This window comes from Flavonifractor sp. An10 (genome assembly GCF_002161215.1).
Taxonomy (GTDB): Bacteria; Bacillota; Clostridia; order Oscillospirales; family Oscillospiraceae; genus Flavonifractor; species Flavonifractor avistercoris.
In genome coordinates this window covers 244,071-268,723 of sequence record NZ_NFMB01000004.1, presented here as the reverse complement: position 1 = coordinate 268,723, position 24,653 = coordinate 244,071, and the positions used below count along the sequence as shown (strand labels likewise).

22 protein-coding genes are annotated in these 24,653 nt (G+C 51.6%); 9 read left to right on the top strand and 13 right to left on the bottom strand.

Features of this window, described 5'->3' with window-relative positions; genetic code table 11:
• The first annotated feature begins 70 nt into the window (after positions 1–70).
• From B5E42_RS08720 to B5E42_RS08710, 3 genes are read left to right on the top strand one after another with little or no spacing between them, the layout of a single operon-like run.
• Positions 71–1,474, top strand: a complete 1,404-nt coding sequence (locus tag B5E42_RS08720) for an HD domain-containing protein (RefSeq protein ID WP_087238724.1) — start codon at positions 71–73, stop codon at positions 1,472–1,474.
• Entirely contained in the window at positions 1,425–2,693 is a 1,269-nt protein-coding gene (locus B5E42_RS08715) for a DNA methyltransferase (protein ID WP_087238722.1), read from the top strand. Before B5E42_RS08720 ends, B5E42_RS08715 begins: the two co-directional genes overlap by 50 nt.
• A 12-nt stretch (positions 2,694–2,705) precedes the next feature.
• Complete coding sequence (locus B5E42_RS08710) at positions 2,706–5,114, top strand: DUF4062 domain-containing protein (protein ID WP_087238720.1); 2,409 nt, start codon at positions 2,706–2,708, stop codon at positions 5,112–5,114.
• A 246-nt stretch (positions 5,115–5,360) separates the two neighbouring features.
• Here B5E42_RS08710 and B5E42_RS08705 read toward each other — a convergent pair whose 3' ends face one another.
• The 10 genes from B5E42_RS08705 to B5E42_RS08665 form a co-directional block, all read right to left on the bottom strand.
• Complete coding sequence (locus tag B5E42_RS08705) at positions 5,361–6,170, bottom strand: ATP-binding protein (protein WP_204244395.1); 810 nt, start codon at positions 6,168–6,170, stop codon at positions 5,361–5,363.
• Positions 6,163–7,482, bottom strand: a complete 1,320-nt coding sequence (gene istA, locus B5E42_RS08700) for an IS21 family transposase (RefSeq protein ID WP_087238718.1) — start codon at positions 7,480–7,482, stop codon at positions 6,163–6,165. Before istA ends, B5E42_RS08705 begins: the two co-directional genes overlap by 8 nt.
• Positions 7,483–7,741: 259 nt before the next feature.
• Positions 7,742–9,280: an IS66 family transposase gene (locus B5E42_RS08695; RefSeq protein ID WP_087238716.1), complete on the bottom strand. Its 1,539-nt coding sequence runs from the start codon at positions 9,278–9,280 to the stop codon at positions 7,742–7,744.
• 96 nt (positions 9,281–9,376) lie between these two features.
• Entirely contained in the window at positions 9,377–9,733 is a 357-nt protein-coding gene (tnpB, locus tag B5E42_RS08690; protein WP_087238714.1) for an IS66 family insertion sequence element accessory protein TnpB, read from the bottom strand.
• Positions 9,727–10,068, bottom strand: coding sequence for a hypothetical protein (locus B5E42_RS08685; RefSeq protein ID WP_087238712.1), 342 nt, complete (start codon positions 10,066–10,068; stop codon positions 9,727–9,729). Before B5E42_RS08685 ends, tnpB begins: the two co-directional genes overlap by 7 nt.
• 137 nt (positions 10,069–10,205) lie before the next feature.
• The gene (locus tag B5E42_RS08680; protein WP_087238710.1) at positions 10,206–11,549 is read right to left on the bottom strand and encodes a transposase; all 1,344 of its coding nucleotides are present in this window, start codon (positions 11,547–11,549) and stop codon (positions 10,206–10,208) included.
• Between the two features lie 1,023 nt (positions 11,550–12,572).
• Positions 12,573–13,763 (bottom strand): IS256 family transposase, encoded by a 1,191-nt coding sequence (locus tag B5E42_RS08675; RefSeq protein ID WP_087237682.1) that lies wholly within the window; start codon positions 13,761–13,763, stop codon positions 12,573–12,575.
• Between the two features lie 86 nt (positions 13,764–13,849).
• Complete coding sequence (locus B5E42_RS18830) at positions 13,850–15,904, bottom strand: hypothetical protein (protein WP_141242496.1); 2,055 nt, start codon at positions 15,902–15,904, stop codon at positions 13,850–13,852.
• Positions 15,905–16,195: 291 nt separating this feature from the next.
• Positions 16,196–17,557: a HAMP domain-containing sensor histidine kinase gene (locus B5E42_RS08670; protein WP_087238708.1), complete on the bottom strand. Its 1,362-nt coding sequence runs from the start codon at positions 17,555–17,557 to the stop codon at positions 16,196–16,198.
• Positions 17,554–18,246 (bottom strand): response regulator transcription factor, encoded by a 693-nt coding sequence (locus B5E42_RS08665; RefSeq protein WP_087238706.1) that lies wholly within the window; start codon positions 18,244–18,246, stop codon positions 17,554–17,556. The genes B5E42_RS08670 and B5E42_RS08665 overlap by 4 nt, the downstream gene beginning before the upstream one ends.
• Before the next feature lie 155 nt (positions 18,247–18,401).
• Between B5E42_RS08665 and B5E42_RS08660 the strand changes: the two genes are divergently transcribed.
• The 6 genes from B5E42_RS08660 to B5E42_RS08635 all read left to right on the top strand — a co-directional run bounded on the left by B5E42_RS08660 (position 18,402) and on the right by B5E42_RS08635 (position 22,288).
• Positions 18,402–19,325, top strand: coding sequence for an ATP-binding cassette domain-containing protein (locus B5E42_RS08660; protein WP_087238703.1), 924 nt, complete (start codon positions 18,402–18,404; stop codon positions 19,323–19,325).
• Complete coding sequence (locus tag B5E42_RS08655; protein WP_242967068.1) at positions 19,309–20,121, top strand: ABC transporter permease; 813 nt, start codon at positions 19,309–19,311, stop codon at positions 20,119–20,121. Before B5E42_RS08660 ends, B5E42_RS08655 begins: the two co-directional genes overlap by 17 nt.
• Before the next feature lie 13 nt (positions 20,122–20,134).
• Positions 20,135–20,944, top strand: coding sequence for an ABC transporter permease (locus tag B5E42_RS08650; protein ID WP_087238698.1), 810 nt, complete (start codon positions 20,135–20,137; stop codon positions 20,942–20,944).
• A complete protein-coding gene (locus tag B5E42_RS08645) occupies positions 20,944–21,561 on the top strand; it encodes a hypothetical protein (RefSeq protein ID WP_087238696.1) in 618 nt (205 codons plus the stop codon). The genes B5E42_RS08650 and B5E42_RS08645 overlap by 1 nt, the downstream gene beginning before the upstream one ends.
• Before the next feature lie 147 nt (positions 21,562–21,708).
• Positions 21,709–22,116 carry a sigma-70 family RNA polymerase sigma factor gene (locus tag B5E42_RS08640; RefSeq protein ID WP_087238694.1) on the top strand — a complete coding sequence of 136 codons (408 nt, stop codon included), beginning with the start codon at positions 21,709–21,711 and terminating at the stop codon, positions 22,114–22,116.
• Positions 22,100–22,288 (top strand): helix-turn-helix domain-containing protein, encoded by a 189-nt coding sequence (locus B5E42_RS08635; protein WP_224765873.1) that lies wholly within the window; start codon positions 22,100–22,102, stop codon positions 22,286–22,288. The genes B5E42_RS08640 and B5E42_RS08635 overlap by 17 nt, the downstream gene beginning before the upstream one ends.
• Before the next feature lie 226 nt (positions 22,289–22,514).
• Here the strand turns inward: B5E42_RS08635 and B5E42_RS08630 are convergent, their stop codons facing one another.
• The 3 genes from B5E42_RS08630 to B5E42_RS08620 all read right to left on the bottom strand — a co-directional run bounded on the left by B5E42_RS08630 (position 22,515) and on the right by B5E42_RS08620 (position 24,557).
• Positions 22,515–23,186, bottom strand: a complete 672-nt coding sequence (locus tag B5E42_RS08630; RefSeq protein WP_087238690.1) for a hypothetical protein — start codon at positions 23,184–23,186, stop codon at positions 22,515–22,517.
• On the bottom strand, positions 23,149–24,246 hold the full coding sequence (locus B5E42_RS08625; RefSeq protein WP_087238688.1) for a hypothetical protein: 1,098 nt from the start codon (positions 24,244–24,246) through the stop codon (positions 23,149–23,151). Before B5E42_RS08625 ends, B5E42_RS08630 begins: the two co-directional genes overlap by 38 nt.
• Before the next feature lie 77 nt (positions 24,247–24,323).
• The gene (locus B5E42_RS08620) at positions 24,324–24,557 is read right to left on the bottom strand and encodes a hypothetical protein (protein WP_087238685.1); all 234 of its coding nucleotides are present in this window, start codon (positions 24,555–24,557) and stop codon (positions 24,324–24,326) included.
• Positions 24,558–24,653: the final 96 nt, after the last annotated feature.

The following is a 24,653-nucleotide window of genomic DNA, read 5'->3' as shown; positions in this document are numbered from 1 at the left end:
TAGTTTGTTGCTACAAGCATAGTTATGACTTATTAGCTGTGGAAACCATCGGTTTTAAACGGAGGTCTGAATGAAAATATATGACAGACTATATGGGGAAATGAAATTTCCTCCGATTATACAGGAACTGCTGAACTGTCCAGGACTATTGCGGTTACGGGATGTGCGGATGGCAAATAATCAATTTGTTGCTTTTCCCTCTTTTGCATCGGCGTCCCGCTATGAACATTCGCTAGGGGTATGCTACTTGGCCACTATTTGCGCCAAGAGCCTGAAACTGGAGGAAAAAGATGCTACCGAACTAATGATTGCCTGTCTGTACCACGATGTGGGAACACCTCCCTTTGCACATGCGATGGAGGAGGTATTACAGGCGAGGTTTGGTTTTGATCATGAGCAGAACCTAAAAGACCTCATCATGGGTACTAGCGGTTCCTTTGATGGAACGCTGGCGCAGATATATCAGGGTCAAAGATTGAAGCTTATGAGTATCTGCCAAAGTTCCAAGGCAAGACGACTTGGCCTTGACCTCCACCGGATAGCGAAGCTAGCAGCTGGCGATGCAGGGGAGTTACTCGCTCCACTAGTAAACAGCGACGGAATGGATTTAGATAATATAGACAATATCTTTAGGGCTACCTCCGCAATGGGCCTTATCTTTGAAGACTGCGGGAAACTGGCGAAAAACCTTGCAAATGCTTTCTGCATCAGCGATGGGAAAATCTGCTTGAACGCATTCTATGATAAACAAATTAAGGAGTGGCAGCGAATTCGGGATTTACAATACACCGCTATTTTTGAAAGTATTGATGACTTCGCTTATCAAACAATGATCAAAAAAGCAATCGGCTACCTTTTGGAAGAGGATGAGAGCGTAGTTCAGCTGGATATTAACTCCTGGAGACTGACGGATTCCGAGATTACATATGATTTTCTCCTAAAGCACAATAAGAGCCGCGAAATTATGCAACGAGTATTATTGTGCAGACCGTTCACCTGCCTTGGAATTTTTTATGTCAAGGGAGACGGTGTATCTGCCTTTATTAACAACCATATAGATGAGATTGAAGATGAAGTAAGGGAATTCCTGATGTCTATAGTCGGAAAAACAAAAGAAATGCATTCCGATTTTTTTGAAAATCACCCTGTTTTCGCCAATTTTTATCCTGATAAAAGAAAGCGTTCAATTACAAATCGACAAAGACTCTGGAATTGGAAAGAAGATGCTCAGAAGGAAGAGAAGAACGTCCAGGGGGCTCTTTTAGGGTTATTTACCCCCTACGGAAATAGCTATTATATAGAGGGGGAAGCAAGCGGAAAGAAATGCAGAAAAACTATCTCTATTCAGAAGGATGCTCTGATAGAGTTATTGAAAAATGGCGTACTGAAGAACTTCGAAATTTCACTGTACGGGAGTAACGAAAATGGAAAACCTGATACAGACTTTGAAACAAGTCAACTGGGACTTTTCTGATTATAACAGCCAGCGTTTTCCGCTGGACGTGAACTCTATTTCTTGGTATCCGGCGACCTTTCCGCCACCAATCCCCAAATTTCTCATTGCTCTTTTAACAGAACCGGGGGATGTTGTATTTGATCCTTTTGGGGGAAGCGGTACAACCGTTATCGAAGCGATAAAACAGAACCGTCCATTTCTTTACAATGACCTAAATCCATTTGCTACAGATACGGTAAGAAATGTAGTTGGAATTTTACTAGAGAGTAGTATTAGCCCCAAACTACTTCAATCTGTGAGAAAGCGAGACGGTGCGCTCCTCTCCGGTAAAATAGAACGCATCTGTGATGAGGAATTATATGATGGGAAAAACATGGACACCGTGAGGAAAAAATACCCTCAAGAGATGATGGATAGAATGAAATCTTTGGGCCTAAACGAGGAACTGATTCTCTGGTATCATATCGACACATTAAACGAGTTACTTCGGTTGTATGAGCTCATCCACGCGGATCGCGAGAGAGGGGTGTGTAGTACCAGAAAATGCGCTTTCACTGCAATTTTGAAGGATGTCTGTTCCCAAAGAGGCCATTTTACCTATATTACAGACAATTGTAGACCGTCACAGTTACGATATTATAGTGCTATTTCTACCTATCTTGCTATGCTAGACAGGCTTATTCTTTCTATTGACGATTTTTTAAGGCAGTTTGTTGTGAGCAACAGGAAGGCAGACTTGGTGGAACTGATCAACCGATCTGCTATTTATTGTGGAGACTCACGTAATCTGAACTTGGTTGAGGATCTAAGTGTCGATTTTATCCTGACTTCACCTCCATATCTCTGTGCCCAGGATTATATAAAAACTATGCGATTGATCAATCTTTTTTTCCCAAATGAGGGCTTTGATCGTCTTCCAAGCCAGGAGATTGGAGCGAGAGCCTATAGGAAAAGAAACGGGCAGGAGGTTATAAACAAGTTTTATGACGATATGAAGGCTTTTTGTGGTGAGGCGGAACGCGTGCTGAAAAAGGACAAATTCTTTTGCTTCATCATTGGACAGGGGAAAGCAAAAGTTATAGATGGCTACGATACCATCGGTGATCTCAGCGATATGGTCGTCCGCGATTTTCACTTTCAGAAAATATTTGAGGTATCACGCAATATCAGCTACAAATGGAATAGGCTCGGTGGTGTCGACCATGAGGAAATTATTATCTTCCAAAAGAAAACCTAGGGGGAATAGATTATGGCCTTGCGCTGGGTAGTTGGCATTTTATCAACAGATTATGACCTGCACGATTATCGTAAAGCCATCATCAATCAGTTGGCAGCATCAGGTGTTTGTGTCTCTGCCTTTGAGTTGCCCGAATTTCCGGTGGAACCGGATCAGCATTCTCATCAAAGCTGCATTACCGCGCTAAAACGTACGAATGTAGTGATCTTGATCATTGATAAACGCTATGGAGGTATTTTTTATGGCTCTTCTACAGCTTCAATTACAATGCAGGAATATCTTTCTGCAACAAAAAACCATATTCCCTGTCTTATATTTGTAAACAAGAAAACTTGGGACGAAACGCACGCTTATAAAGTTGATCTAATGGCTAGCGGGCAGAACGTGACGGAGTTTGATGCGAACTATCAATGCAAATATGTTAGTTCTGTTGATACCCTACACTTTGTTGACAAACTTAGCCACGCTTATGATGAATATGGGTGTAGCAACTGGATTTCCTTTTTTGATGAGATTCCGGACTTGTTAGTGAAGGTAGAAGGCAAATTAAAGGGCTTATCCCGATTTTGGCTTAAAAAACTTATCAATGCGCAGAAGGAGAAACTGCTCGCCCGTAAAACCTCTACCTGCTTTTCTATGTCTTTAGAGGATGTATTTCGTAAAGGCTATTATATAGAACCCGAATATACACAAGAGTCCGGTGAGTTGTTTGCTTCCGAAAACACCTTGGAGGACATGATCGTTTCCGGGCTATTGGCCGCAAAGTCCATATTGATTTACGGAGAAGCGGGATACGGTAAGACAACTATCCTGGCTAAAAGTTTTTTAAAACATGTGGACAGGTTCAACTCAGAGGATGACTATAATATGCCCTTCTATATTTGGCTGAAGGACAAAAACTCTGACTACCATTTTGAATTTTCACGCTATATTGAGGAAAGCTTTGCAGAAATTTTAAATTTAGAACCGTACCCCTTTTTAGATATTTCAGATATTAGGCCATATTTTTACTTGGACGGATTTGATGAACTTGCAGAGGAAATACCATCCGCTAGTGTTAGCCGTATCAGTAATTCTAGCATATTCTCGTGCCCCTTAATGCTGACTAGCCGGATTCAGTACGCATGTCGCTATCTAGGCAATTATGAACTGATGAACCGTTTTTCTGTCCGAATCCGAATCAATAAATGGAATATTGAGAAGGCAAAAGGGTATATTAATAATTTCTGTTCAAAGAAAGGAATGGATAATAATTTTTCTCAAAGGGTCTACGGTTTGCTAGCAGACAATAGCGAATTATGTAGTCTATTGGACAGTCCCTTGCTGATTACCATGTTGCTATGGGTTATAGAGTCGAACCGTATGACTATTCCTGAAACAATCTCCACACGGGTACAGTTGTTTCAAGCCTTTCTTTATGAGATGGCAAAAAGGGAAATCCACAGGACGAGCTCCGAATTCGGGGAAGATGTTCTGGTTCTAATCTGGTCCTATTTTGCTTGGTTAGTGTATCGTGAAAAGGTGTTTGGCAGACAGGCAAAAATTGACAATGCTTTTCGTATGTTACAGGAGGATTTGTTGCCAGAGTACCGGATATCCTATCATACGACTCTGTTCGATGCACTCTTTGATATTGCAAATGGAAAAATATACGGCACTTTTCATGAGCAGTTTTTAGAGTTTCTTGTGGCCAATGTTTTCTATCACGCTAGTCTCTATAAAAGAGAGCCTTATCCGGAATTTTTGCGATATGTTGTGCGTCCTGAAATTAATCGATACTTTCGAGCTATTTGGAAAGAATGTTCCGAGCATGACAGGGAAAAGATTGCCACTAACATTTTCGAACAATATCTGTTAAATGCCGGATCCGATGACAATACATCTATAGCGGTCCGGGTTCACGCTATTTATCATGTATCTCGACTGGCATGCACGGAACAGGAAGAAAGGCTGAATAAAGCGTTTAACATAGAAAAACATATTTCTGTACGTCTTTCACTCTTTTTTGGTGCAATCAAGAGAGGACAACTGGATAAAGAAGATGAATTCTACCATTTACTTCTAAGTGATATTCAGTATAGCGCTGCAAATAGAGGTTATCATCTGGCCTATTACGATAAGCCAAACTACGGCAGTATGCCATTTGAGGACGAGGGTGGTGACTGGCCTAATACGCTGAATGCATTCTTAAGGCATTTTCGCAGTTCTAAAATAGAGCAGTACTTTCTACGTAGGATTGATCTGCTCACGCTCTATCAGCTGATGGAATCTCGTAATTCCGTTAAACCCATGACAGAGAAAATCTTGTCGGAATTGGAGGAACTAGTTCTAGATCCTCCGTTCACTAATAATCCGGAATTCCAAAAAAAAATCGAAGAAACCTTTTACATGGTAAAGAAAAAGTTTACAGAGTTGTACTAAAGTAAAAATTTGAACGATCCCCGCTTTTCGAACTGTTTTATCGAAAAGCGGGGATCATTGTATGCGGAAAGCCTTGTAGCATAGGGTTTTCCGCCTTTTATTATTTGGTTTTAAATAGATAAGGTAGAATAAGGGACCTGTTGTTAGGGTCGGGCGAAATTAACCACTCCGGGTCAGGAGAAAATCGCCAATTTTGGTCAAACGAAAATCACCAATCTGGGGTAGCCAGCCCCCAGGTAGTATTGTTTACCCGGCCTGCTGCGGGTCAGCCGGTGAGCCAGTAGAAGTACGCAAGGCAACCGTCTCCAGCTTCCTGCCCCGGAAGCTCTCCCCCTTAATGGTAAAGACCACAGCATCGTTAAAGATGCGGTCCAAGGCGCACAGGAGAGCATCGTTCTCGCAGAAGTTCTCCTTCCACTGAGCAGGGTCACGGTTGCTGGTAAAGACCATGTTGGAGTAGCCCTCCTTCTGGTAGCGGCGGTCCACCATGTCAAAGAACAGCCGGGTATTCTCCTTGTCAAACTCACAGTGTCCCACCTCATCAATAATCAGGCAGGAAGGGCGGACAAGGTAGGACAGAAGGTTGCTCTCCCGGCCGGAACGGCGTGCGGAAGTCATGCGGTCCCGCAGCTCTGTCATCTTAATGAAGTAACTCCTAAATCCATGCTCACAGCAGGTACGCCCAAAAGCCTGGGCCAGATGGGTCTTGCCCGTACCAGGCCGTCCAATAAAGGCAAGGTTTTTGTGAGCATAGAGGGCAGACAGCGTGGGGAGGCTGCGGAGCTTGTCAACATTCTTTCCGGTGACTCGGCTGAAATCAAAGTTGTCAAAGGTCTTGGGGACCTTCAGTGGGAGGTGGCTGGTGCGGAGCAGGAAATCCACTGTGGAACGCTCCCTCTTTTCCAGGAGATAGTCAAATACCTTTGCCACGGCGAGGGCTTCAGCATCGGTCATGTTGTGCTGCTGTACCAGCATTGCAAATTCCTGGGTGGAGAAACCATACTTTGTCAGCTCACGGGTGGCATGGGCCACCGCTTCAAACAGAGAGTCAGTCATCCTCGTCGTCCTCCTTGGTGAAGTTAAACTTCTCAAAGGAGAGGTCGGTGGAGGTCTGCGGGAGCTGCCTAATCACCGTTTTCACCGGCATGGAGGGAAACTCCTCCGGCTGCTCTGGGAACGCATACTGGTTAGCACAGAAGCTGTCCTGGTAAGCCCAGGTCACTTCATGGGTAGCGAGCAGGCGGGCCATATCTGCGGAGTAAATATAAAGGCAGGAGCCGTTTCGCATAACACGGGCCGTCTTGCCGCCATAGGCGTAGGGGACGCCAAAGCGCCGCCCCTCGTAGTTCACAAACCCGTCAAAGGAAATCCTCCGCTCAGGGCAAAGGTAGAGCAACAATTCAGGGCTGTCGTCCAGTTTCGTAACCACAGAGCCACACCGCTCCCTGTGGATGTCCTGCGGAATACCCAATCCCCGGTGGAAGGTGGTGTTCTGCTCGTCACACCAGTCCAGCGCGGAGAGGTTTAGATCGGTTACATTCCAAAAGCTCCGCCCGGCCAGGAAGTTGTCCTTCACGAAACGGACCAGGCGCTCCACTTTGCCCTTCGTAAAGGGGTGGCGGGGCTTACAGAGCTTAGTCTGGAAACCCACAGTCCGCATGAACTGCTCATAGTCCTTCTGCCAAAGGGGATGCCCGTCCTGGTCCCGCCGGATAACCACGCTTTTCATGTTGTCCGTAAGGATATACTGAGGGACGCCCATGTACCGGAACCCGTGGAGCATACCAATGAACAGGTTTTCCTGCTTGGCGTTGGGGAAGAACTCCACATACCGCTCACCGCAGTGGTGGCAGACCATAGCAAAGCAGGCAACAGAGTATTCTTCTCCGGTGAAAGACTGGACCTTGGTAAAGCCCCAGTCCATCTGGAACGCGTCTCCGGGGCCGGTGGTGTACCGCCGCCCACGGTTTCCCTGCGGAGCAACCGCATAGCGAGCAGGCGGAATGAGATGCTGGTGCGCCAGGATGTAGTTTTTAATCGTGGTCTGGCTGCCAGTATATCCGTTTGCACGGAGCCTGCTGAGGCACACAGCGGAGTTTGTCACGCCGTTCTTCAGCAGACCATCCAGGATACCTGTATAGCCGCTCAGGAGCGTGGTGCTCGCTTTCCAGCCCTTTGCGGCGTGCTCAGTGTCCTCAAAGCCGTGCTCCTTCATCCGGCGCAGTCTGGCGCGGGAAATCCCGGTACGGCGCTTCAGCCCTGCAAGATTGACCTTCTCCAGCGAGAACTTGTCTCCCTGCTCGGCCATCATCTGCTCAATGGCCTTTGCCACAACCGGGGACATGGCTGCGAAATTGGGTTGTTTCATCTTATCTCCTTTCACCGGGGGCTGGCTACGCCTCCAGTGTAAAGGAACTATTCAAATTGTAAATGGCTGTTTTCAGTTGACCAAAATTGGCGTTTTTCGCCTGACCCGGAATGGCGATTATCGCCTGACGCTAACACTGTCGACAAAGATAAAATATAGGCTGAGAAATCATAGTCTCAGCGTAACCGTAAAATCTTCCGGCGTATAAAAAGGCCGCCATCTCAGCGCACAGGCAAAGAGATGGCGGTCTGCATTTTCATTATGGTTTTGGAATTTTACATTTCTGGGGCGCATTCACCGGGAGGAAAGATTCCGCCCAGGCTTCATCCTTCTGGCTCAGCCCAGGTGCGTTATTCAGGAGCCAAACCAGGTAGCGGTAGGGGTCCAGGCCATTTTCTTTTGCGGTTTCAATCAGGCTGTAGATCACAGCGCTGGACTGGGCGCCGGCGGGGGTGTTGGAAAAGAGCCAGTTCTTCCGGCCCATGACGAATGGCTTAATGCTGCGCTCGGCACGGTTGTTGGAGAGCTCCAGCCTCCCGTCCTCCAGATAGCGTACCAGGTAGGGCCACTGCTCCCGCAGATAGTGCAGTGCCTTGCCCAAGGCAGACTTGGGTGCCGTTTTGGCGCTGGCCTCATTTGCCCATGCCAACAGAGCGTCCAGAACCGGTTTCTCCAGTTCCAGCCGCTTGGTATAGCGTTCTTCCGGCGTCAGTTCCATGAGAGACTGCTCCAGCTGAAACAGCCGGGTGCAGTAACACTCGCCGGTTGCCGCCAGAGACTCCTGCCGCTTCTCCTTGGGCAGCGTCTGCAGCGCCTCGTCAAACTTTCTCCTGGCATGAGCCCAGCAGCCCACCACCCGGATGTTCGACCGCAGCTTGTGGTAGCCCTGGTAGCCATCCGCATGCAGCCAGCCGGAGAAATCCTTCAGAAAGGCCTGGGCGTGCTCCGCCTTCCGGCTGGGCTGGTACTCATACAGGACAATGGGATACTCAGCGCAGTCGCTGGTCCGGTAGAGCCACATGTAGGACTTGCTCGTAGAAGTCCTGCCCGGCTCCTTCAGCACCTGCAGCGTGGTCTCATCCCCATGCAGCACCGTTTCCTTGCACAGCTTCCGGTGCAGGGCGTCATACACCGGCCGCAGCCAGGTGTCCGAGGCCTGCAGGATCCAGTTGGCCATGGTCTGCCGGGACAGCTTCAGCCCTTGCCGCTGAAAGTCCTGCTCCAAGCGGTACAGCGGTGAGTACATGACAAATTTCTGGGTCATGATATGGGCCACCGCCTCCGGGGAGGCGAAGCTGCTCGGGCAGAGCGTCGGCTGTTTGGGCGTTTTCCGGAGATTGCCTTCGCCTGTTTCCGTCTCGCACTGCTTGCAGGCGTAGGTGTAGTACACATCCTCCCGGATCCAGAACCGGGCCGGCTCCATCTTCAGGCTCCGGCATACCTCTTTCCCAATCTCCTCCATGACTGCACCACAGGCATCACAGATGCGCTCTTCTTCAGAAAGTCGGTGCTCTACCACTTCCGTAGGGGTTCCCTCCGGTACGATATCCAGCACATTGCCGCTCTGCCGCTTGCGGGCATGGGCCTTTACCGCCACCTGCTCCGCTGTGGCATTTTTTGTCCCATAGGCATAGGCCTCCGCCTCATTTGCCATGAGAGACAGCTGGTCCATCAAGCCCTCCTGGAGCCGCTCTGAGGATGCCCCAAACTGCCGCTTCTTCACAAGACCAAGTTGCTCCAGAAGCCATTGGTTCTGGAGCTTTAACTCTTCATATTCCGCCCGCGAAATGGTCACCATTTCCGGGGTGCTTACGGCAGTGTTCTTCTCATGTTCCATGAGTAAATGATACCATAAAACAAGCTAAAAAGCCAATGCTTTCAGTGCTTTCCGGCATTAGATTACGCTCAGGCCGGACACCGCTTTATTTGCCTTCGGCTGCTCGGTCTTCAGCCCCTCCATCAGCCAGCGATACTGCTGCGGTGTTAAGGCCTGCACTTCCTCCGTACTCCGAGGCCATTGAAAACTGCCGCTCTCCAGGCGCTTATACAACAGCAGAAAACCGTCTCCCTCCCAGTACAGCGCCTTAATCCGGTCCCGCCTTCTTCCGCAGAACAGAAACAACGCTCGCTGAAAGGGATCCATCTGAAACTGGCTCTTTACCAGAGTGGCCAGTCCATCAATGCCTCGACGCAGATCTGTGTATCCGCAGGCAATGTACACCGGGCAGCTGCAGTTAAAATCGTTCAGCATGACTTTGCTGCCTGGAGAATTGCCTGCAGTGTGGCCTCATCCGCTCCCTCATAGACCTGAATCTGCACACCGCTTACCTCCATAGCGGCTACGATATGTCCCGAGAGCTGGGAATGCTCCATGATTGGCACCTCTGCAAAGGTCACCTCCTGGACTTCTTTCAGGGCCTGAAACACTTTCCTCTGCCAGGAAAAATAGGTAGATACCGCGATCCCATTTTCCTGGCACCATTGACCTACCGATAGCCCGCTGTTCCGGCAGGCCTCCACACGTCGGCTCCATTCCACCAACCGGTGTTGTTGATTGGCTCTCTGTAAACTTGCAGTCTTCTCCATGCCTGTACCTCACTATCTCAGAGTCTTGAATACTCTCCGATACTACCTTGTACTATTTCAGACTCTTATAGTTTGGCAGAGGCATTCTTCCCTGGCAAGTCGCTGCTTAAATTGACGCTTACGTCTCAGCCCACATTTTATCCATATATTGCAGAAAAGATGGCCTTAGCCATCCTCTTGAGGTTTAATGCCATGGCAGACAGGAGGCGCTCCTCAGTTGCTGCGAGAATGCCTCGTTTCCTGATTTTCAAAATGTTATGCTCTCTTTTCATAGCAGCAAAGCTGCCTTCAGCCCAAATTTTCCGTTTTCTCATCATGCACAGGTATTCTGGAGTATTGACCCTTAAATGCCCTCTGTAAAACGCGGGATAGCAGCTGCTGGCCAAAATTCTTCTGCGCACCCCGGTCGTATCAAAACAAGTCTTACGGGGAGTGCATTTCTGGCAGACATCTCCCTGTACCTGGTAACAACGAAGATATTTTCCTGTGAACTTATTGCAGTTCAGACGGTGATATACAAGAGATTGTCCCATTGGGCAAATAAATGTATCCTGTTGCGGATCATATGAAAATCCATATTTACTTGGGGCATTGGGAAAGCGGATGGCGGGAATATACCCGGTAATTCCCAATAGTTCCAACCCTCTGTGAACAGCACCAGTGTCGTACCCTCTGTCCAAAGCAACTTTCTCCATAGACAGGCCCAACTGTTTTTTCTGCCGTTCCAGATGCCGCAAAACTAAGAGGCTTTCTTTTTCATTTGCCGGGAATACATCTACTCCTGTAACAATCCCATGTTTACAATCTACGGTCGCTTCCATGAGGTATCCCACACCTCGTTTGCTCCCATGGTGGATATAGCCACACTCAGGATCTGTTGTGCTTGTTGTAATCTTTTTTGTGACCGTGCGGGTTGGAGGCTTCTTGAACCCTGGCTGTGATGCAAGTTCTTGATCCAAATCGTCAAGATAGCTCAGCATACTCTGTTCGACTTCTACCTCTACGTCAATCCAGCTGTTGCGGGAGACTTCAGCGGGGATATAGCTGCCATCCGAGGCCATTTCTTTGCCATCTATCAGTTTCTGCTCTATGCAACAACGAACAGTTTTAAGGAAAGCCTGGTGGAAAAAGCTGCTTTCATTCCATTTACGAACTCTTGTTTTGCTGAACGTAGAATGATCTGGTATTTTCTCTCCGAGCTCGAAACCGCAAAACCAGCGATACGCAATGTTTAACTGGACTTCTTGGACAAGCCGACGCTCTGACTTGATACCGTATAGGTATCCCACCAGCAGCATTTTAAGCATACTGACAGGATCGACAGATGGACGGCCATTGGCAGGATAATACGGTGCTGCAAGGTCATAGATAAAATCAAATGAAACCAGCTGATTGATTTGCCTTAGCAAATGATTTTCGGGAATCAGTTCCTCTATGTCCAGAACCAACATACTTATCTGACCGCTCTGCCGTCCCATCATCCTCTATCCCCCTTATTTCAATTATACCATAGGGTTGGAGTTTTGAGGAACTTTGTCAACAGGTCCAATCCTTGACACTACCTAACTTTAGACAGCACTTTCCGATAAAACAGGCTTGTAAGCATCTTCGATGGCCTGTGGTCTCTTATAATTCAGAGTTTGGTGAGGCCGCACTTTATTGTAAAATCGAATATCAAGAAAGCTTGGCATCCACGAGATGGCGGTGACAGTACTTTACAAGCCCCATATATCCTTCAAGCAGTGGTCCCAAACGTTTTACTTGTGTATCTGACTTCCTGGCAGGAATACCCTATCGAAGGAATCCGCTACAAAGCAATCCTAACAGCAGAGAAGCTTTGCTTGAGCCGGAAGGACTACTACCGCAACACTCTCGCCTGGCTGAATAATGCAGGGTTGGTCTTCAACGACTGCGGAAAATCTCTAATCCGAATTACCCAAGAGGGGGAAGCGCGGGCACAAGCTTTGATTTCCTACCCTGACAATTCTACCACCCGTTGGAGGGACACAGATAAGTAGTAAGCGAGTCTGCCTAAATTGTGGTCGAAAAATGAAGCAGTAGTTTATTGGTCTGTGCTGCTGTAAGTGTGGGATCAGTTGGAAAAGGGATATCGTTTTTTTGAACGAACTTCAAATATGTGTTTGCACCGGAAAGGAATGCGGGCTGGTAAGAAGGTAAAACAGGTTCCTGCTATCAGATACAAATGACCTATATGGTGGGATATTGGGAAGAATCAAAAGTTGGAGAATAGCTGAACAAAAATATCCAGATTGGAGTCTGAACCCAAAACGCGCAGATACGAACCCTCTTTGTGGTGAAGAATGTATTTGCGGTAAACGAAGAGATAGAGCCAAGGTCGTAAGGCCTTGGCTCTATCTCTTAAACTTTATTAAAACTAATGGCGTCAAGAAGCGTTTTCCATTCGTCAATTTTTGATTGGTTTTGGGAGAGGTCGTGTCAAGAATTTTTCGCACTTTAGTTCGCAGACTCTGCCGTAAATGAAGTCAGCCAGCAATGGAGGCATCCTCCAAGGTCGCCTCCAGGTGCTTCATGTTCATGTACTTCTTGTTGCCCCACTGAGTACCGGCTACATGGCGCAGCCGGGCACAAACCAGCATTAGAGCTGAGTTGCCGTCCGGGAAGCTGCCAACCACACGGGTACGGCGGCGGATCTCTCGGTTCAGCCTCTCAATCACATTATTGGTACGGATACGGGTCCAGTGCTCACTGGGAAAATCGCAATAGGTCAGCGTTTCCTCAATGCCATTCTCCACCTTCTGGGCGGCCTCTTTCAGTTTCATGGAGCGCAGTTCCTCCACCACGGCCTTGGCCTTTTCCCGGGCAGCTTTCTTGCTCTCCTGAGCATGGATCGCCTTGAGCATTTTGGCTACCAGCTTCACCTTAGAGCGAGGTGTGACCGAGAACACATTACGGTAAAAGTGGACGGTACAACGCTGGTATTTGGCCTCAGGAAACACTTCTCCCACAGCTTCCAGCATGCCAAGGCACTTGTCGCCAACAATGAGCTTCACGCCATCCAGGCCACGGCTATGCAGCCACTGGAAGAAACTGACCCAGCTGGCTTTGTCCTCCTTCATACCCTCGGCAGCGCCAAGAACCTCACGATATCCGTCCTCATTGACCGCAATCGCCACCAGAATAGCCACATTTTCAAACTCTCCACCCCAGTTACGGCGCAGGTAGATCCCATCCACATAGACATACGGATAGCGTCCGCCCTGCAGAGGGCGGTTCCGCCAATCCTCAATGTGGACATACGCTTTCTTGTTCAGCTCACTGATGGTGGAGGGTGAGACCTTGCTGCCCCAGAGGGCCTCGGTGATGTCCTCCACGCGCCGGACGGATACGCCGGCCAGGTACATCTCAATGAGAGCCTCTTCCACGCTGCTTTCCCGGCGGCGATACCGCTCAATGATAGCCGTTTCAAAGGAGATCCCTTTCAGCTTAGGCACCTTGAGGGTGACATCCCCGGAAGTGGTGGTGAGGTTGCGGTTGTAGTGGCCGCTGCGGTAGCCCTGGCGCTGCTCATTACGCTCGTACCGGGCTGCTTGAGTCAATTTCTCTGCCTCAGCCTCCAGCAGCTCGTTGAGGGTTTCCTCTACACTTCCGCGTACAAGTTCCTTGAGCTGCCCCTTGATAACTTCTTCGTTTAGCTGTACAATTTTCTCGGACATGGTTTGCTGTCTCCTTTCGAATGGTGTGTCGCGACTTCATTCTACCAGAGATCTGCAAACCATGTCTCTTTTTATTTTTGCGAAATTTATTCTACCTGACCGGAGATATTTTTAGCATAGCGCTTATCAAAACATTTCCTATAAATTGTATTGTAAATTTTTGAGGACAACGAAAAAGCGGGAATCCACATTATGATTATGCTGGCTACAGTCGTTAATGCAGAAATTATATACACAAGATTTATATCCTCTGTGGAAAAAGTGATTTTTGCAACGGCTCCAGTTGTAACCGCTGTAAGTATTGCAATAGCGGCTATTATGATACGTTTTATAATACACGCACATTTGCTTGCAAATTTTTTTGCATCATCTTCTGCCGAACGGTATATTTTTCGAATATTTGCTCTAATTGTTTTAGTTGCATCAGATAATTTTGATTCACTGGAGGTAGCTCTCTTATTTGCTTGTTTAGCCATATCCTCTGTTGCCGTTGTTTTAGCAAGGGCTTCCTGTAACTGAGCAGTTACATCTGCGGTATATTTTCTTTTCAAACGATCACGCACAACCAGTACAGAGGTATCGTCTAAAACTGCTGCATTTCCACCGCAGTATGCAGTAATTTCTGCACGAGCATAGGCACTATAGCGAAGGTCTGCCGCTTCATCCTCAGTAAGCTCTCCTGATGCAGCCAATCGTTTAGTAATGCCATAAAAGGTTTCCATTACAGATGCAGATGGTGCCATCGCTGACCTAGCATATTCGATTAGTTTTAGTGATGGTATATTTGTGCTCTTCATCCCATACTTTAGCCATAAAATAGTTGTGATATCAATGTCACTCATTATTGGGTTTATGAGCATCGAGTAAACTGGATAGCGAAGAAATTGATTGCTTTCTCGCACAAGAGCATAGTTTGTTGTTACAAAAATAGCTGGACAAGATTCTATGTTATCATAGCGCAAGCCACATCGTTCTATTATAACAGAACTGATGGCTTCAGTATCATTAATGAGCATTGTTGGGCGTTTTCCATATTGTGGTATCTTATTGGCGAGGTGACTTTTTAATCCATTATAGTCAATATAAGATGTCTTTTCCGAAAATAGTTTTCCATTTCCATCTGTATAAGATGTTTTGTGGGCAACTAAAATATCTAGAGTCTTCAAAGATGACTCTAATTTTTTTATTTCGAGATCAATCTCTATCGAAGTATATTCTTCTTCCTCCAGTCTTTCTAAATGCTGGTAATTTTTTGTGCTATAGCCATCCCGGTCTCGAAAAGATTTCAATATATCTTCTATTTCATAAAAATGCTGCTGAAAAACATAGAGATGTGCACCGTTACTTCTTAACAGATTAAGCAACGCATCTGCAGAAGCCTTTTGAAATGGCGTTTTATAATTAAGAGCATATAGCAAAAAAGTTGTGTCAAGGTACACATTAACCTCAGATAATCGACGCTTTGCTACATGTCTTGAAGGAAGTGCGGTATCAATATAAATAGCCGATGCGATCATCATACCCTCTGCTAAATGGGCAATTTTATCAAATATACTAGAATCATTTTCTTGGCAGTCTAATATAAAGCGCCCGATCTGATAATGGATTGCATCAGTATTCCCAATGGTTGAATTTCGCAATTCGTCTACTTCATATAGTACATCAAACCCATGATCTTCAAAAAATGTCCCTAAACAACATCTCAATTCATCTTCTGTGACTTTCAGAGATGGGGCTTCTTTTTTTACCCAATCAGATATCTTGTGCAACACTTCGTCTGTATCATGAGTAGCCTGAGTTTCTTGTACTTTGAATTGTGTCAAAAGGTTTTCTGGCTTTTCAACAAATATGAATTGTCTTCCATCTTCACCACTTATCTTTAGAGAACGTACAATCTTATCCCCTTTTTGGGATATGCGGGATAGTATCTTGTCTAAGACAGCTGTTGGCATCTCTTGAAAAGCAAATCGTTGCTCTAAGAGCGAAATAACTTTTTCTTTTTTTATCTGTTCACCAGGAACGAATAAATCTGAAAGGCATACTATTACAAACGGTTCCAGCAGTTTAAGATTATCAGTTGCGCTTTTTTCACACATTGCAGCTATCATAGAACTGCTAATAAGTAGCCGATTCATTTTCATGCAGACACCCCCCGCTGGGAACATTGTATCACCTCACGGTTTTTTCCGTCAACATAATTGGTGGTTGACAAAGATTTTTAATAAATATAATCCACAATTAATAAAAAATCGCACGATTTCGTGCACCAATAGAAAAAGAAGATGAATTGCCGAGAAACAAGGCAATTCATCTTCTTTTTCTGTTCTGTTAACAACAAAAACCGGTGCAATGGCACACAAGTGTTTTGCAAGTAAGTTTAAAGCACGGCTGAACAGATATAGAAAAGGCGGATGGTCTTTAAAGACAATTTTTCATTCATCATGACTTGTAGAAAAGACAATAGAAACTTTCAACCCCTGCGGTGTAGCCTGCCGGAACCGCACCGTTCCCCCGTGGGCCTTCACGATCTGCCGCACCAGCTTGAGGCCCAGGCCGTGCTCGCCGCCCTGGGTGCTGGGGACGTCCGCCTCCCGGTTCAGCGCCTCCAGCCGGGCGGCGCCCATCCCGGTGCCGTCGTCCGTCACCGTGCAGGTGCATCGTCCATCCTCCACGCTTACCGTAACAGAGATTCGGCATCCCTGGGGATTGTGGACGATGCTGTTGCGGATCAGATTGTCCAGCATCCGCCGCAACAGGGCGGCGTCGCCCTCTATTCTGGCGGCGCGGCCCGGATGTGCCTCGGAAAATGCAATCTCATACCGCTCCGGCAGACCGCTGTTGAGCACCTCGCTCACCGCCTGCCGCCCGATCTCCACCAGATCTACTGCCTCCCGGCGGATGGGCTTGAGGGCGTATTCCAGCTTGGTGGTCAGGTTCAGATCGTCCACCAGAGATTTCAGACGCTCCCCCTGCCGACGGATCATCCCCGCCTGCTGCCGGGCCTCAGTTGGGAGGGCATCGTCGTCCTCCAGCTCGCTGGCGTAGCCCAGCACCATAGAGAGGGGGGTGCGGATGTCGTGGGATACCCCGCGGATCCACTCCGCCCGGGTGTTGTCCTTGCGCATCAGGTAATCCCCGGCACGGTTCAGCCCCGCGTTGATCTCCGCCAGTTCACCGCGCTCGTCCAAAGACTGGTAACTGCCACGGCTCAAATCTTGGATGCCCTGCAAAATGGGTGACATGGCCTTCTCCACCCGGCGGGCATTCCGCAGCATCAGAAATATCATCAGTAGCAGATTGCACACAAAGACCACGATGGAGCCCATCAGGAACATCAGCAGGGAGGGCTTTTCCATGGAAAAGTAGTATTTCACTAAGGTGTCCGGCGCGAAGCCCACCACCATCAGGGCACCGTCCTCCCGGCTCCACACCTTCACCGGATAGTCCTGGAGATACCAGCGGCTGAAGGAGGCCACTTGGGCGCTGGTGTAGGACCGTGGCAGCTCCTCGGGAAGCCCCTGTTCCCAGACCACCGTGCCGCTCTCGTCCAGGAGCATGGCCCAGGCGTCATGTTCTTGCAGCAGGGCCAGCGCCGTGTCGTCCGCCGTCCAGACGCCGCCCTGTTCCGTCACATGGCTGGAGACCGACCGGACAGATAATCCGTTGTCTGTCCCGCTCATGTATCCAGCGGTCAGAACCGTCAGGACCAGCAGGAGATTCACCACGAGGAACAGCGCCAGAATGCCAATGGTAGAGAAAATGTATCGCCGGAAAAACCGCTGTACCGGGTTCACGACTTCGCCCCCTTCAGATTGAGCCGGTATCCCAGCCCCTTGGCCGTCACCAGAGAGACCGGCTTGGAGGGGTTTTCCTCGATCTTCTCCCGCAGGTGGCGGATATGGGTGGAGAGGGTACTCTCGTAGCCCTGCCAGAACTCCCCGCAGATGGCCTCGCACAGGATACCGGTGGTGACGATCCGCCCGGCGTTCTCATAGAGTTTCTGGAACAGCTGGAGTTCCTTGGCGGTCAGGGGCAATCGCTCCCCGTTCTTCCAAACTTCCGCCCTCTCCAGGTCCACTGTGGAGGCCGCCAGTACCACCGTCCGGTTTGGTTCCGGGTAAGTCCGGTGGAGGATGGCCTGCACGCGCAAGAGCAGCTCCTTGGGCAGAAAGGGCTTGGGGAGATAGTCGTCCGCCCCGATCTCCAGGCCCTCAATACGATCCTCTGCCTCTCCCCGGGCGGTGAGCATCAGGACGGGGACATGGCTGGTGCGGCGGATCTCCCGCAGGACCTCAAAACCATCCATACCCGGCATCATCACATCCAGGACAATCAGCGCCGGCTGCTGCTCCCGCCAAGCCTGGAGGGCCTCCTGGCCGGAGGAAGCGGTCACAAGCTCGGTATAGCCCGCCCGGCGGAAGATGGAGCACAGCATCTCCAACAGGTCCCGGTCATCATCCACCAACAAAATCTTATGTTCCATGCGGTCCGCCTCCTTTCTTTTGGCTTTATGATACCACCAAAGCAGCGGCCTGCCTATGCCCGCGGAAAAATCTCAGAGAAAAATTAAGGTTGGCTCAGCGTTATCTCAAGGTTCGGGTGCTATCCTGTTGCTACCATGCAAAGGAGGTACCGCTTATGAGCGACTGTATCATCGAAACGAAAGGCCTGACCAAACGATATGGGGACCAGGTCAGCGTTTCAAACCTGGATCTCCATGTGCAAAGGGGCCGTATCTACGGTCTCCTGGGGCGCAACGGGGCGGGCAAGACCACCACCATGAAGATGCTCTTAGGGCTGACCGCCCCCACATCCGGCACAGTGTCCATCTTCGGCCGGCCGCTGAAGGGGAACGAGAAACGCATCCTGCCCCGCATCGGCAGCCTCATCGAGTCCCCGGGATTTTATCCCAACCTGACCGGGACGGAGAATCTTCAGATCTTCGCCCGGCTCCGGGGCCTCAAGAGTCCCAACTACATCAAGGGGGCGCTGGAGCTGGTGAACCTGCCGTACCGGGACAAGAAGCGCTACGCCCAGTACTCCCTGGGCATGAAACAGCGGCTGGCCATCGCCCTGGCGGTGATGCACGACCCGGAGCTGCTGATTCTGGACGAACCGATCAACGGCCTGGACCCCATCGGCATCGCCGAGGTGCGGGATTTCATCCGGGCGCTGTGTGACGAACGGGGAAAGACCATCCTGATCTCCAGCCACATCCTCTCCGAGATCGCCCTGCTGGCCGACGACATCGGGATCATCGACCACGGTGTCCTCCTGGAGGAGGAGAGCCTGGCGGAGCTGGAGCGGAAAAACGGGAAAGTCCTCCGCTTTACCGTGTCCAATGCGCCGGTGGCCGCCCAGCTGCTCCAGCAGGAGATGGGCGTCCAGGCCGTCACAGTGGAGAATGAACGGGATCTGACTGTCCGGGATCTCCGTCTGGACACCGGCGCGGCGGTGCGGCGGTTCGTGGAGGCGGGGCTGGTGGTGTCCGACGCCCATCTCTACGAGGACACCCTGGAGAACTACTTCAAGCGCATCACAGGGGGTGAGGGCATTGCTTAAACTCCTGTGGTGTGAATTTGCCAAGCTGCGGCGCAAGCCCCTGTTCTTTGCCGCCGCTGCCGTGTCCGCCCTGATCCCTTTGGGATGCGCCCTGTTCCTGCCGGACTTTCAGGAGTTCACCAGCGGGGCTGAGGCGGTGGACGGCATGATGTCCACCCTGTTCCAGATGAGCGCCTATCTGCTGCTCATGCCGGCCCTGGTGGTGCTGGCCTCCAACCTGCTCTTTGAGGAGCAGGACAATGACACGCTGAAAAACCTGATGACGGTGCCGGTGAGCAAGCCGGCCCTGGCCATGGCAAAGATGGCCCTGCTGTTTCTCTTTTCCATCGCCTTCATGGCGGTGGGTGGTCTGGTGGTTCTGTTAATCGTGTTGGCCGCCGGATGGGAGCCGGTGGGCTTCTGGCGGCTCTTCTTTGTGGGCATCGGCCAGGGGATCATGATGTGGGCCGGGGCACTGCCCTGTATCCTGCTGGTGGTGCTGCTGAACCGGAGCTACATCATCTCCGTGATCATCACCTTTTTCTATACCGCCGTCAACTACATCTTCGGCCTGAACGACCTCTTCATCACCCAGCCCTTCGGCCTGAACCTGGGGACGCTGCTCCCTGGGCCGCTGACCTTCCGGTGGTACTTCCAGTATCTCGACTTTTCTAATGCCGGTGCCGAGATGCTGGGGCTTTTGGAGCGGGTCAGCCCCTATTTCGTCACCACCGCCCAGGCGTTTCTGGTGACCGGGGCGGAGGCCGCGGTGTTTCTGGCCCTGATCGCGCTGGTCTACAAGCGCCAGGGCGTTTGAGGAGGTGTTGCATATGTGGAAGATGATTCAAACGGAGTGGTGGAAGCTGCGGCAGTGCCAGATCCTGCTGGTGGGCATTGTGGCTCTGGCCCTCTGTCCGGTGGTGCAGTACGGCAGCCAGCTGATCGTGAACCCGGAGATCCGGGACCCCAACTATGATATGCTCCACCTGTTCGCCAATGTGGTGTGGGGCAACACCCAGGTGTTTCTCCCCATCTCCCTGGTGATGATCGGCGGATGGCTGATCGACCGGGAGAGCACCCACGACACCATGAAGAACCTGCTCACCGTTCCGGTGTCCTACCCCAGGCTCCTGGGGGGCAAGCTGGCGGTCACCGGCCTGCTGTCCCTGCTGTTCGGCCTTTACAGCGTGGCCGTGACGGTGCTCACAGGGACGCTGGCGGGCCTCCCAGGGCTGACGCCTGGGGTGATCCTCCAGCAGGGGGGACAGGTGGTGGCCGCGGCGCTGACCACCTTCCTGGTGTGTATGCCCATGATCCTGATTTTTGGGCAGATGCGGGGCGCCTATCTGGGCGGCTCCATCTTGACCTTTTTCTTGGGCTACTGCATTTTGTTCTTCAAGAGCGGGTTTCTGCTCTCCGCCTACCCATTCTCCGCGGCGCTGGTGCTGGCCGGCTTTGATATGCAGGAATACAATGGGGCCACCCAGGCACCCAGCATTCCGCTGTCCCTTCTGGGCATGGGGGCTATCATCGCCTTGACTGCGGTGCTCCTGCTGATGTCCCGCCCCAGCAGCAAGGGAGCGCAGGTGAAACCGAAGAAGGCCAAGGGCCGGGGCCGTCGGCAGGCAAGGAGGACATAATGAAAGAAAAACGAGAAAGAAGATGGGCACCGCTGCTGCTGTGCGGTCTGCTCTGTACCCTTCTGCTGTCCGGCTGTTCCGGTATGCTACAGTCCCTGGCGGATGGAACGGATGCGGTTCTGGGTGGCCTGGCAGAAGGGACAGGCCAGGTCACCGGCGCCCTGGCGGATATGACAGACACAGCCCTCGACGCCGCGGCCGACGCGACGGATGACTCAGTGAAGGACGCCATTCTGGACGCCTACAGCTCGCTGATGGATACCGCCGGCTCCTGGGCGCTGACGCCGGACCGCTCCCTCCAGGGGGAGCGTGTCCGGGGCGAGGACGACTACACCGGCACCTATGCGGCTGACTACGAGGACTTCTCCGGTACGGAACTGCTCTTTGGCGGTACCACGCTGGACCGGGAGGCCGGGGATACGGTGGAGGTCACCTGCTCCCTTACCGTCGAAGAGGGGGAGGCCACCATCTTCCTGCGCTCCGGCTCTGAGGACCCGGTGCTCCTGCTGTCCAAGAGCGGGGATTACTCCGGCACCATCGAGGTGGGCGGCGGAAGCGTCTATCTCGGTGTCTGGGGCGAGGGCGTGACCGGGAGCGTGTCCATTCAAATCGAGTAAACTGTGAGGTGCGTCATGCGGATGCTGTAAGAATTGACGGTGCGAGCCGGACGATTTTCGCCTCCTAAATTGGGGCACCGCCGGATGCCGTGGCCCTCCCGTGCTATCAAAGTTTTGCAAAACTTTGGTGCATAGGAGGGAAACCATTTGAATTTTCGGAACAACGGGCAGGGTGAGTCCAACATCCTGCAAAATCAATTCACCCGGTATCTAAAGACGGCCATCCAGCGGAGAAAGATCGACCTCTTCCGTATCAGAAGCCGGGTCTGTGACCACGAGTGCTTTGATGACTCCTGGCAGGACATTCCCGGCCTGATCACGGTGGACGTCTACTTCAATTCTCCCACGCAGTTTGATACCATCGGGTTGGAGCAGATCCTCCGCCAGATCGAGAAACGGGACCGCTACATCTTCTACGCTCATGTCCTGGACGAGCGGACGTTCACCGAGTTGGCCGCTGAACTTGGCCTGACTTACAAGGGTGTGACCGCCGCTTATTACCGAGTGATCTATAAGATCAGAGAGATGCTACGAGGTGATGGGCTTGAACTTTAAGGAACTGCTGCTCCGGGCGCAGGCCGGGGATCAGCGAGCGCAGGAGAAACTTTTGTCACTCTACCAGCCCCTTCTGATGAAGGAGTCGGTGGTGAACGGGCTCTTTGACGAGGACGTGTATCAGGAACTGTGCGTTACGCTCCTGACCTGCATCCGGCGGTTTCAGATTTAGGCTTGCATCGGAGGACAACGGAACCGGTATTTGCCGTCTGTCCAAAGCGCAGGGAGAACCGCCCCGGAGAACGACATACAAAGAGAGTTGGCCCCGGTGGGAATGGCGGACGCCATTCCCACCGGGGCGCTCACCCTTGCGGGGAAATTTGGCCGGGAAACAACGCACAGAACCCCTCCACGGTTGGAATTCCCCATGATAAAGCGTTTACGCCGATTTGTGCAGTTCACTGAATTTCAGTTCCCAATGTGTCAGTTTGCAGATCTGCCGCGTCGATTCCCAATGAGGATCTCAGACGCTCATAGGGAATGCGGAAAAACTGCTGGCATTCGCTGAAATCGGAGACCTGGACGATGGTGTACCCATCCCCCCCTGCCCAATATCCCGCCACCGCGAAGGCCATATGCTCCATATCATCGTCCGGGAAGAGCACGCCCTTCAGGTTGTTGAGGATGACCTGGATGGCCCGATTGGAGGTGTCCCATACCTTCGTGTTGTCGCTGCCCCTGGGCGTTGCGATGTGGATCACCACCAGGGCCTTTTGAAAATGGGGAAGCGTCCCCTGCTCCGCCGCTTTTTGAAAGGCGGCGTGCAGCATATCTACCCAGTGTTCCTCCACCGCCGCCGTCAGTTCTTTTTGAGAAGGCAGGGGCTCCTGGAAACTGAGGATCACCGTCCGCCCCCACAATGCCCCGCCGCTCTTTTGGGCGGCGATCCTTTCGCCCTCCGGCCCCTGTGCCCCTTCAAAATCCTCCCGGTCCCGCAGCGCCGCCAGCACCTGGCTCCGCAACCGCAGCACCGTATCGTAGGCCTGCCGTAGTTCCCTCTGAGTCGGCTCCCGGCACTCTGGCAGACGCCGCTCAATGTCCCGCAGGGTCTTCCTTAGGTTGATATACATAGATGTTCAATCCCTCCAAGTCCAGGCAGTCCGGGTACAGGGCCAGAAGGCCCTCGTCCCCCTCATGGATGTAAATTTCATACCGCAGAGCCGGCGGTTGGGTGCCCGGAGCGTCCAGCATCCGCATCAGTGCCCGGACAGCAGAAAAGAAGTAGACGTACTTCAGCAGATCGGCGGCGTAGCAGACAAAGCCCCGGTAGTTTCCCCGCTCATAGTCCCCCTGGGCCGGGTCGTGCAGAGGAATACCGTCATCGCCGCACCGGGCCCGGATCTCCCCGGGGACAGCCAAGATGCGCTCCAGATCCCGGCGGAACCGGGATGGGGTGGTCAGATAGACCCGCCCATACAGTTTCCGCAGGCGGATAGGGGCCCGTGACCACCGCACCGGCCGTTCCCGCTGGGCGGGCAGGCGGTCGCAGAGCAGTTGTCGTCTCTGCCACATGGTGTAGCGGATGATCTGCTCCGCCACACTGTTTCGCAGCCCGTCCCGGCAGATCAAGAGCATCCCGGTGGCCTGCACCGCATAAGAGCCGTACCGGGGATGGAACAGGGAGCCCTCCGCCCGCCCCTGCCACTCTATGCGGCCGTCCCCAATGTCATAGACCGCCAGCCGCTCCTCCCCCGCCATCAGCATCCCGGCAAAGCGGGTGGTGGACAGGATGCCGAGGACGATCTTCCGCCAGCAGGCGGAGGGAATGAAATACAGCTGAACAAATTCCTGAAGTTCTCCGAAACAGGGAACGCCACTGCGCTCCATGAGAGCGGCCATGCGGGACACCTCCATGACCCGGCGGCGCTCCGCGGCTCCACCACCGGTGGAGATCAGGGGCGTTACTCCAGGAAACAGGGCGCGGCCTTTCGCCAAGATGGACACACAGCCGTCCCGCTGTTTGGAGACGTATTTGTTCTTCGTCAGCGGCCGAAAAGCATAGGAGAGGGCGGTGCGGTTCTTCGTCCCCACTGTATTCAGCAGTTCCAGGCAATCCGGGTAGGACAGCATCTGGAACCGGGCCAGGTGACGCAGTAAGTATAGTTGGTTTTCGTGCAGTTTGTTCTTCATCACATTCCTCCTTAAAACTGCCGGACGGATGCGGAAACGGCAGAATTGCCGCCCCGCTCCGCCCGGCGCAGAGCGATTTACTCGCCAGCCTCACGATCCCCGCAGAGCAGGGCAATCAGCGGCTCGGTATAGACACGGGCATACCGCTGTTTCTTGCCGATGTTGCCGCCGACAGACGCATAGGGCTCCCGTCCCTCGGCGATCAGCCAGGAGAGCTGCCGGCGGGAGACGCCCAGATATTTCGCCGCCACGTCCAGAGGGACATAGTCAGGGTAGTTCCGCCGCAACTGCTCCGCTGTCCGTTTGTCCAATCGCGTTTCCTCCTTTCCCCGCGCGCCACCGCTCAAAGGCGTCCCGGTTCTTCGGGTCCTCGTAAAATCGGAACACCGCCTCCAGAAATGTGGCGC

Bases quoted from the DNA above. Each gene is read 5' to 3' on its own strand.
- B5E42_RS08650 (WP_087238698.1), top strand. From the start codon at position 20,135: ATGTGGAAGATGATTCAAACGGAGTGGTGGAAGCTGCGGCAGTGCCAG.
- B5E42_RS08710 (WP_087238720.1), top strand. From the start codon at position 2,706: ATGGCCTTGCGCTGGGTAGTTGGCATTTTATCAACAGATTATGACCTG.
- B5E42_RS08695 (WP_087238716.1), bottom strand. From the start codon at position 9,280: ATGGTGACCATTTCGCGGGCGGAATATGAAGAGTTAAAGCTCCAGAAC.
- B5E42_RS18830 (WP_141242496.1), bottom strand. From the start codon at position 15,904: ATGAAAATGAATCGGCTACTTATTAGCAGTTCTATGATAGCTGCAATG.
- B5E42_RS08630 (WP_087238690.1), bottom strand. From the start codon at position 23,186: ATGTATATCAACCTAAGGAAGACCCTGCGGGACATTGAGCGGCGTCTG.
- B5E42_RS08625 (WP_087238688.1), bottom strand. From the start codon at position 24,246: ATGAAGAACAAACTGCACGAAAACCAACTATACTTACTGCGTCACCTG.
- B5E42_RS08660 (WP_087238703.1), top strand. From the start codon at position 18,402: ATGAGCGACTGTATCATCGAAACGAAAGGCCTGACCAAACGATATGGG.
- B5E42_RS08635 (WP_224765873.1), top strand. From the start codon at position 22,100: ATGGGCTTGAACTTTAAGGAACTGCTGCTCCGGGCGCAGGCCGGGGAT.
- B5E42_RS08675 (WP_087237682.1), bottom strand. From the start codon at position 13,763: ATGTCCGAGAAAATTGTACAGCTAAACGAAGAAGTTATCAAGGGGCAG.
- B5E42_RS08680 (WP_087238710.1), bottom strand. From the start codon at position 11,549: ATGATGGGACGGCAGAGCGGTCAGATAAGTATGTTGGTTCTGGACATA.
- B5E42_RS08705 (WP_204244395.1), bottom strand. From the start codon at position 6,170: ATGACTGACTCTCTGTTTGAAGCGGTGGCCCATGCCACCCGTGAGCTG.
- B5E42_RS08715 (WP_087238722.1), top strand. From the start codon at position 1,425: ATGGAAAACCTGATACAGACTTTGAAACAAGTCAACTGGGACTTTTCT.
- istA (WP_087238718.1), bottom strand. From the start codon at position 7,482: ATGAAACAACCCAATTTCGCAGCCATGTCCCCGGTTGTGGCAAAGGCC.
- B5E42_RS08685 (WP_087238712.1), bottom strand. From the start codon at position 10,068: ATGGAGAAGACTGCAAGTTTACAGAGAGCCAATCAACAACACCGGTTG.
- B5E42_RS08665 (WP_087238706.1), bottom strand. From the start codon at position 18,246: ATGGAACATAAGATTTTGTTGGTGGATGATGACCGGGACCTGTTGGAG.
- B5E42_RS08645 (WP_087238696.1), top strand. From the start codon at position 20,944: ATGAAAGAAAAACGAGAAAGAAGATGGGCACCGCTGCTGCTGTGCGGT.
- B5E42_RS08720 (WP_087238724.1), top strand. From the start codon at position 71: ATGAAAATATATGACAGACTATATGGGGAAATGAAATTTCCTCCGATT.
- tnpB (WP_087238714.1), bottom strand. From the start codon at position 9,733: ATGCTGAACGATTTTAACTGCAGCTGCCCGGTGTACATTGCCTGCGGA.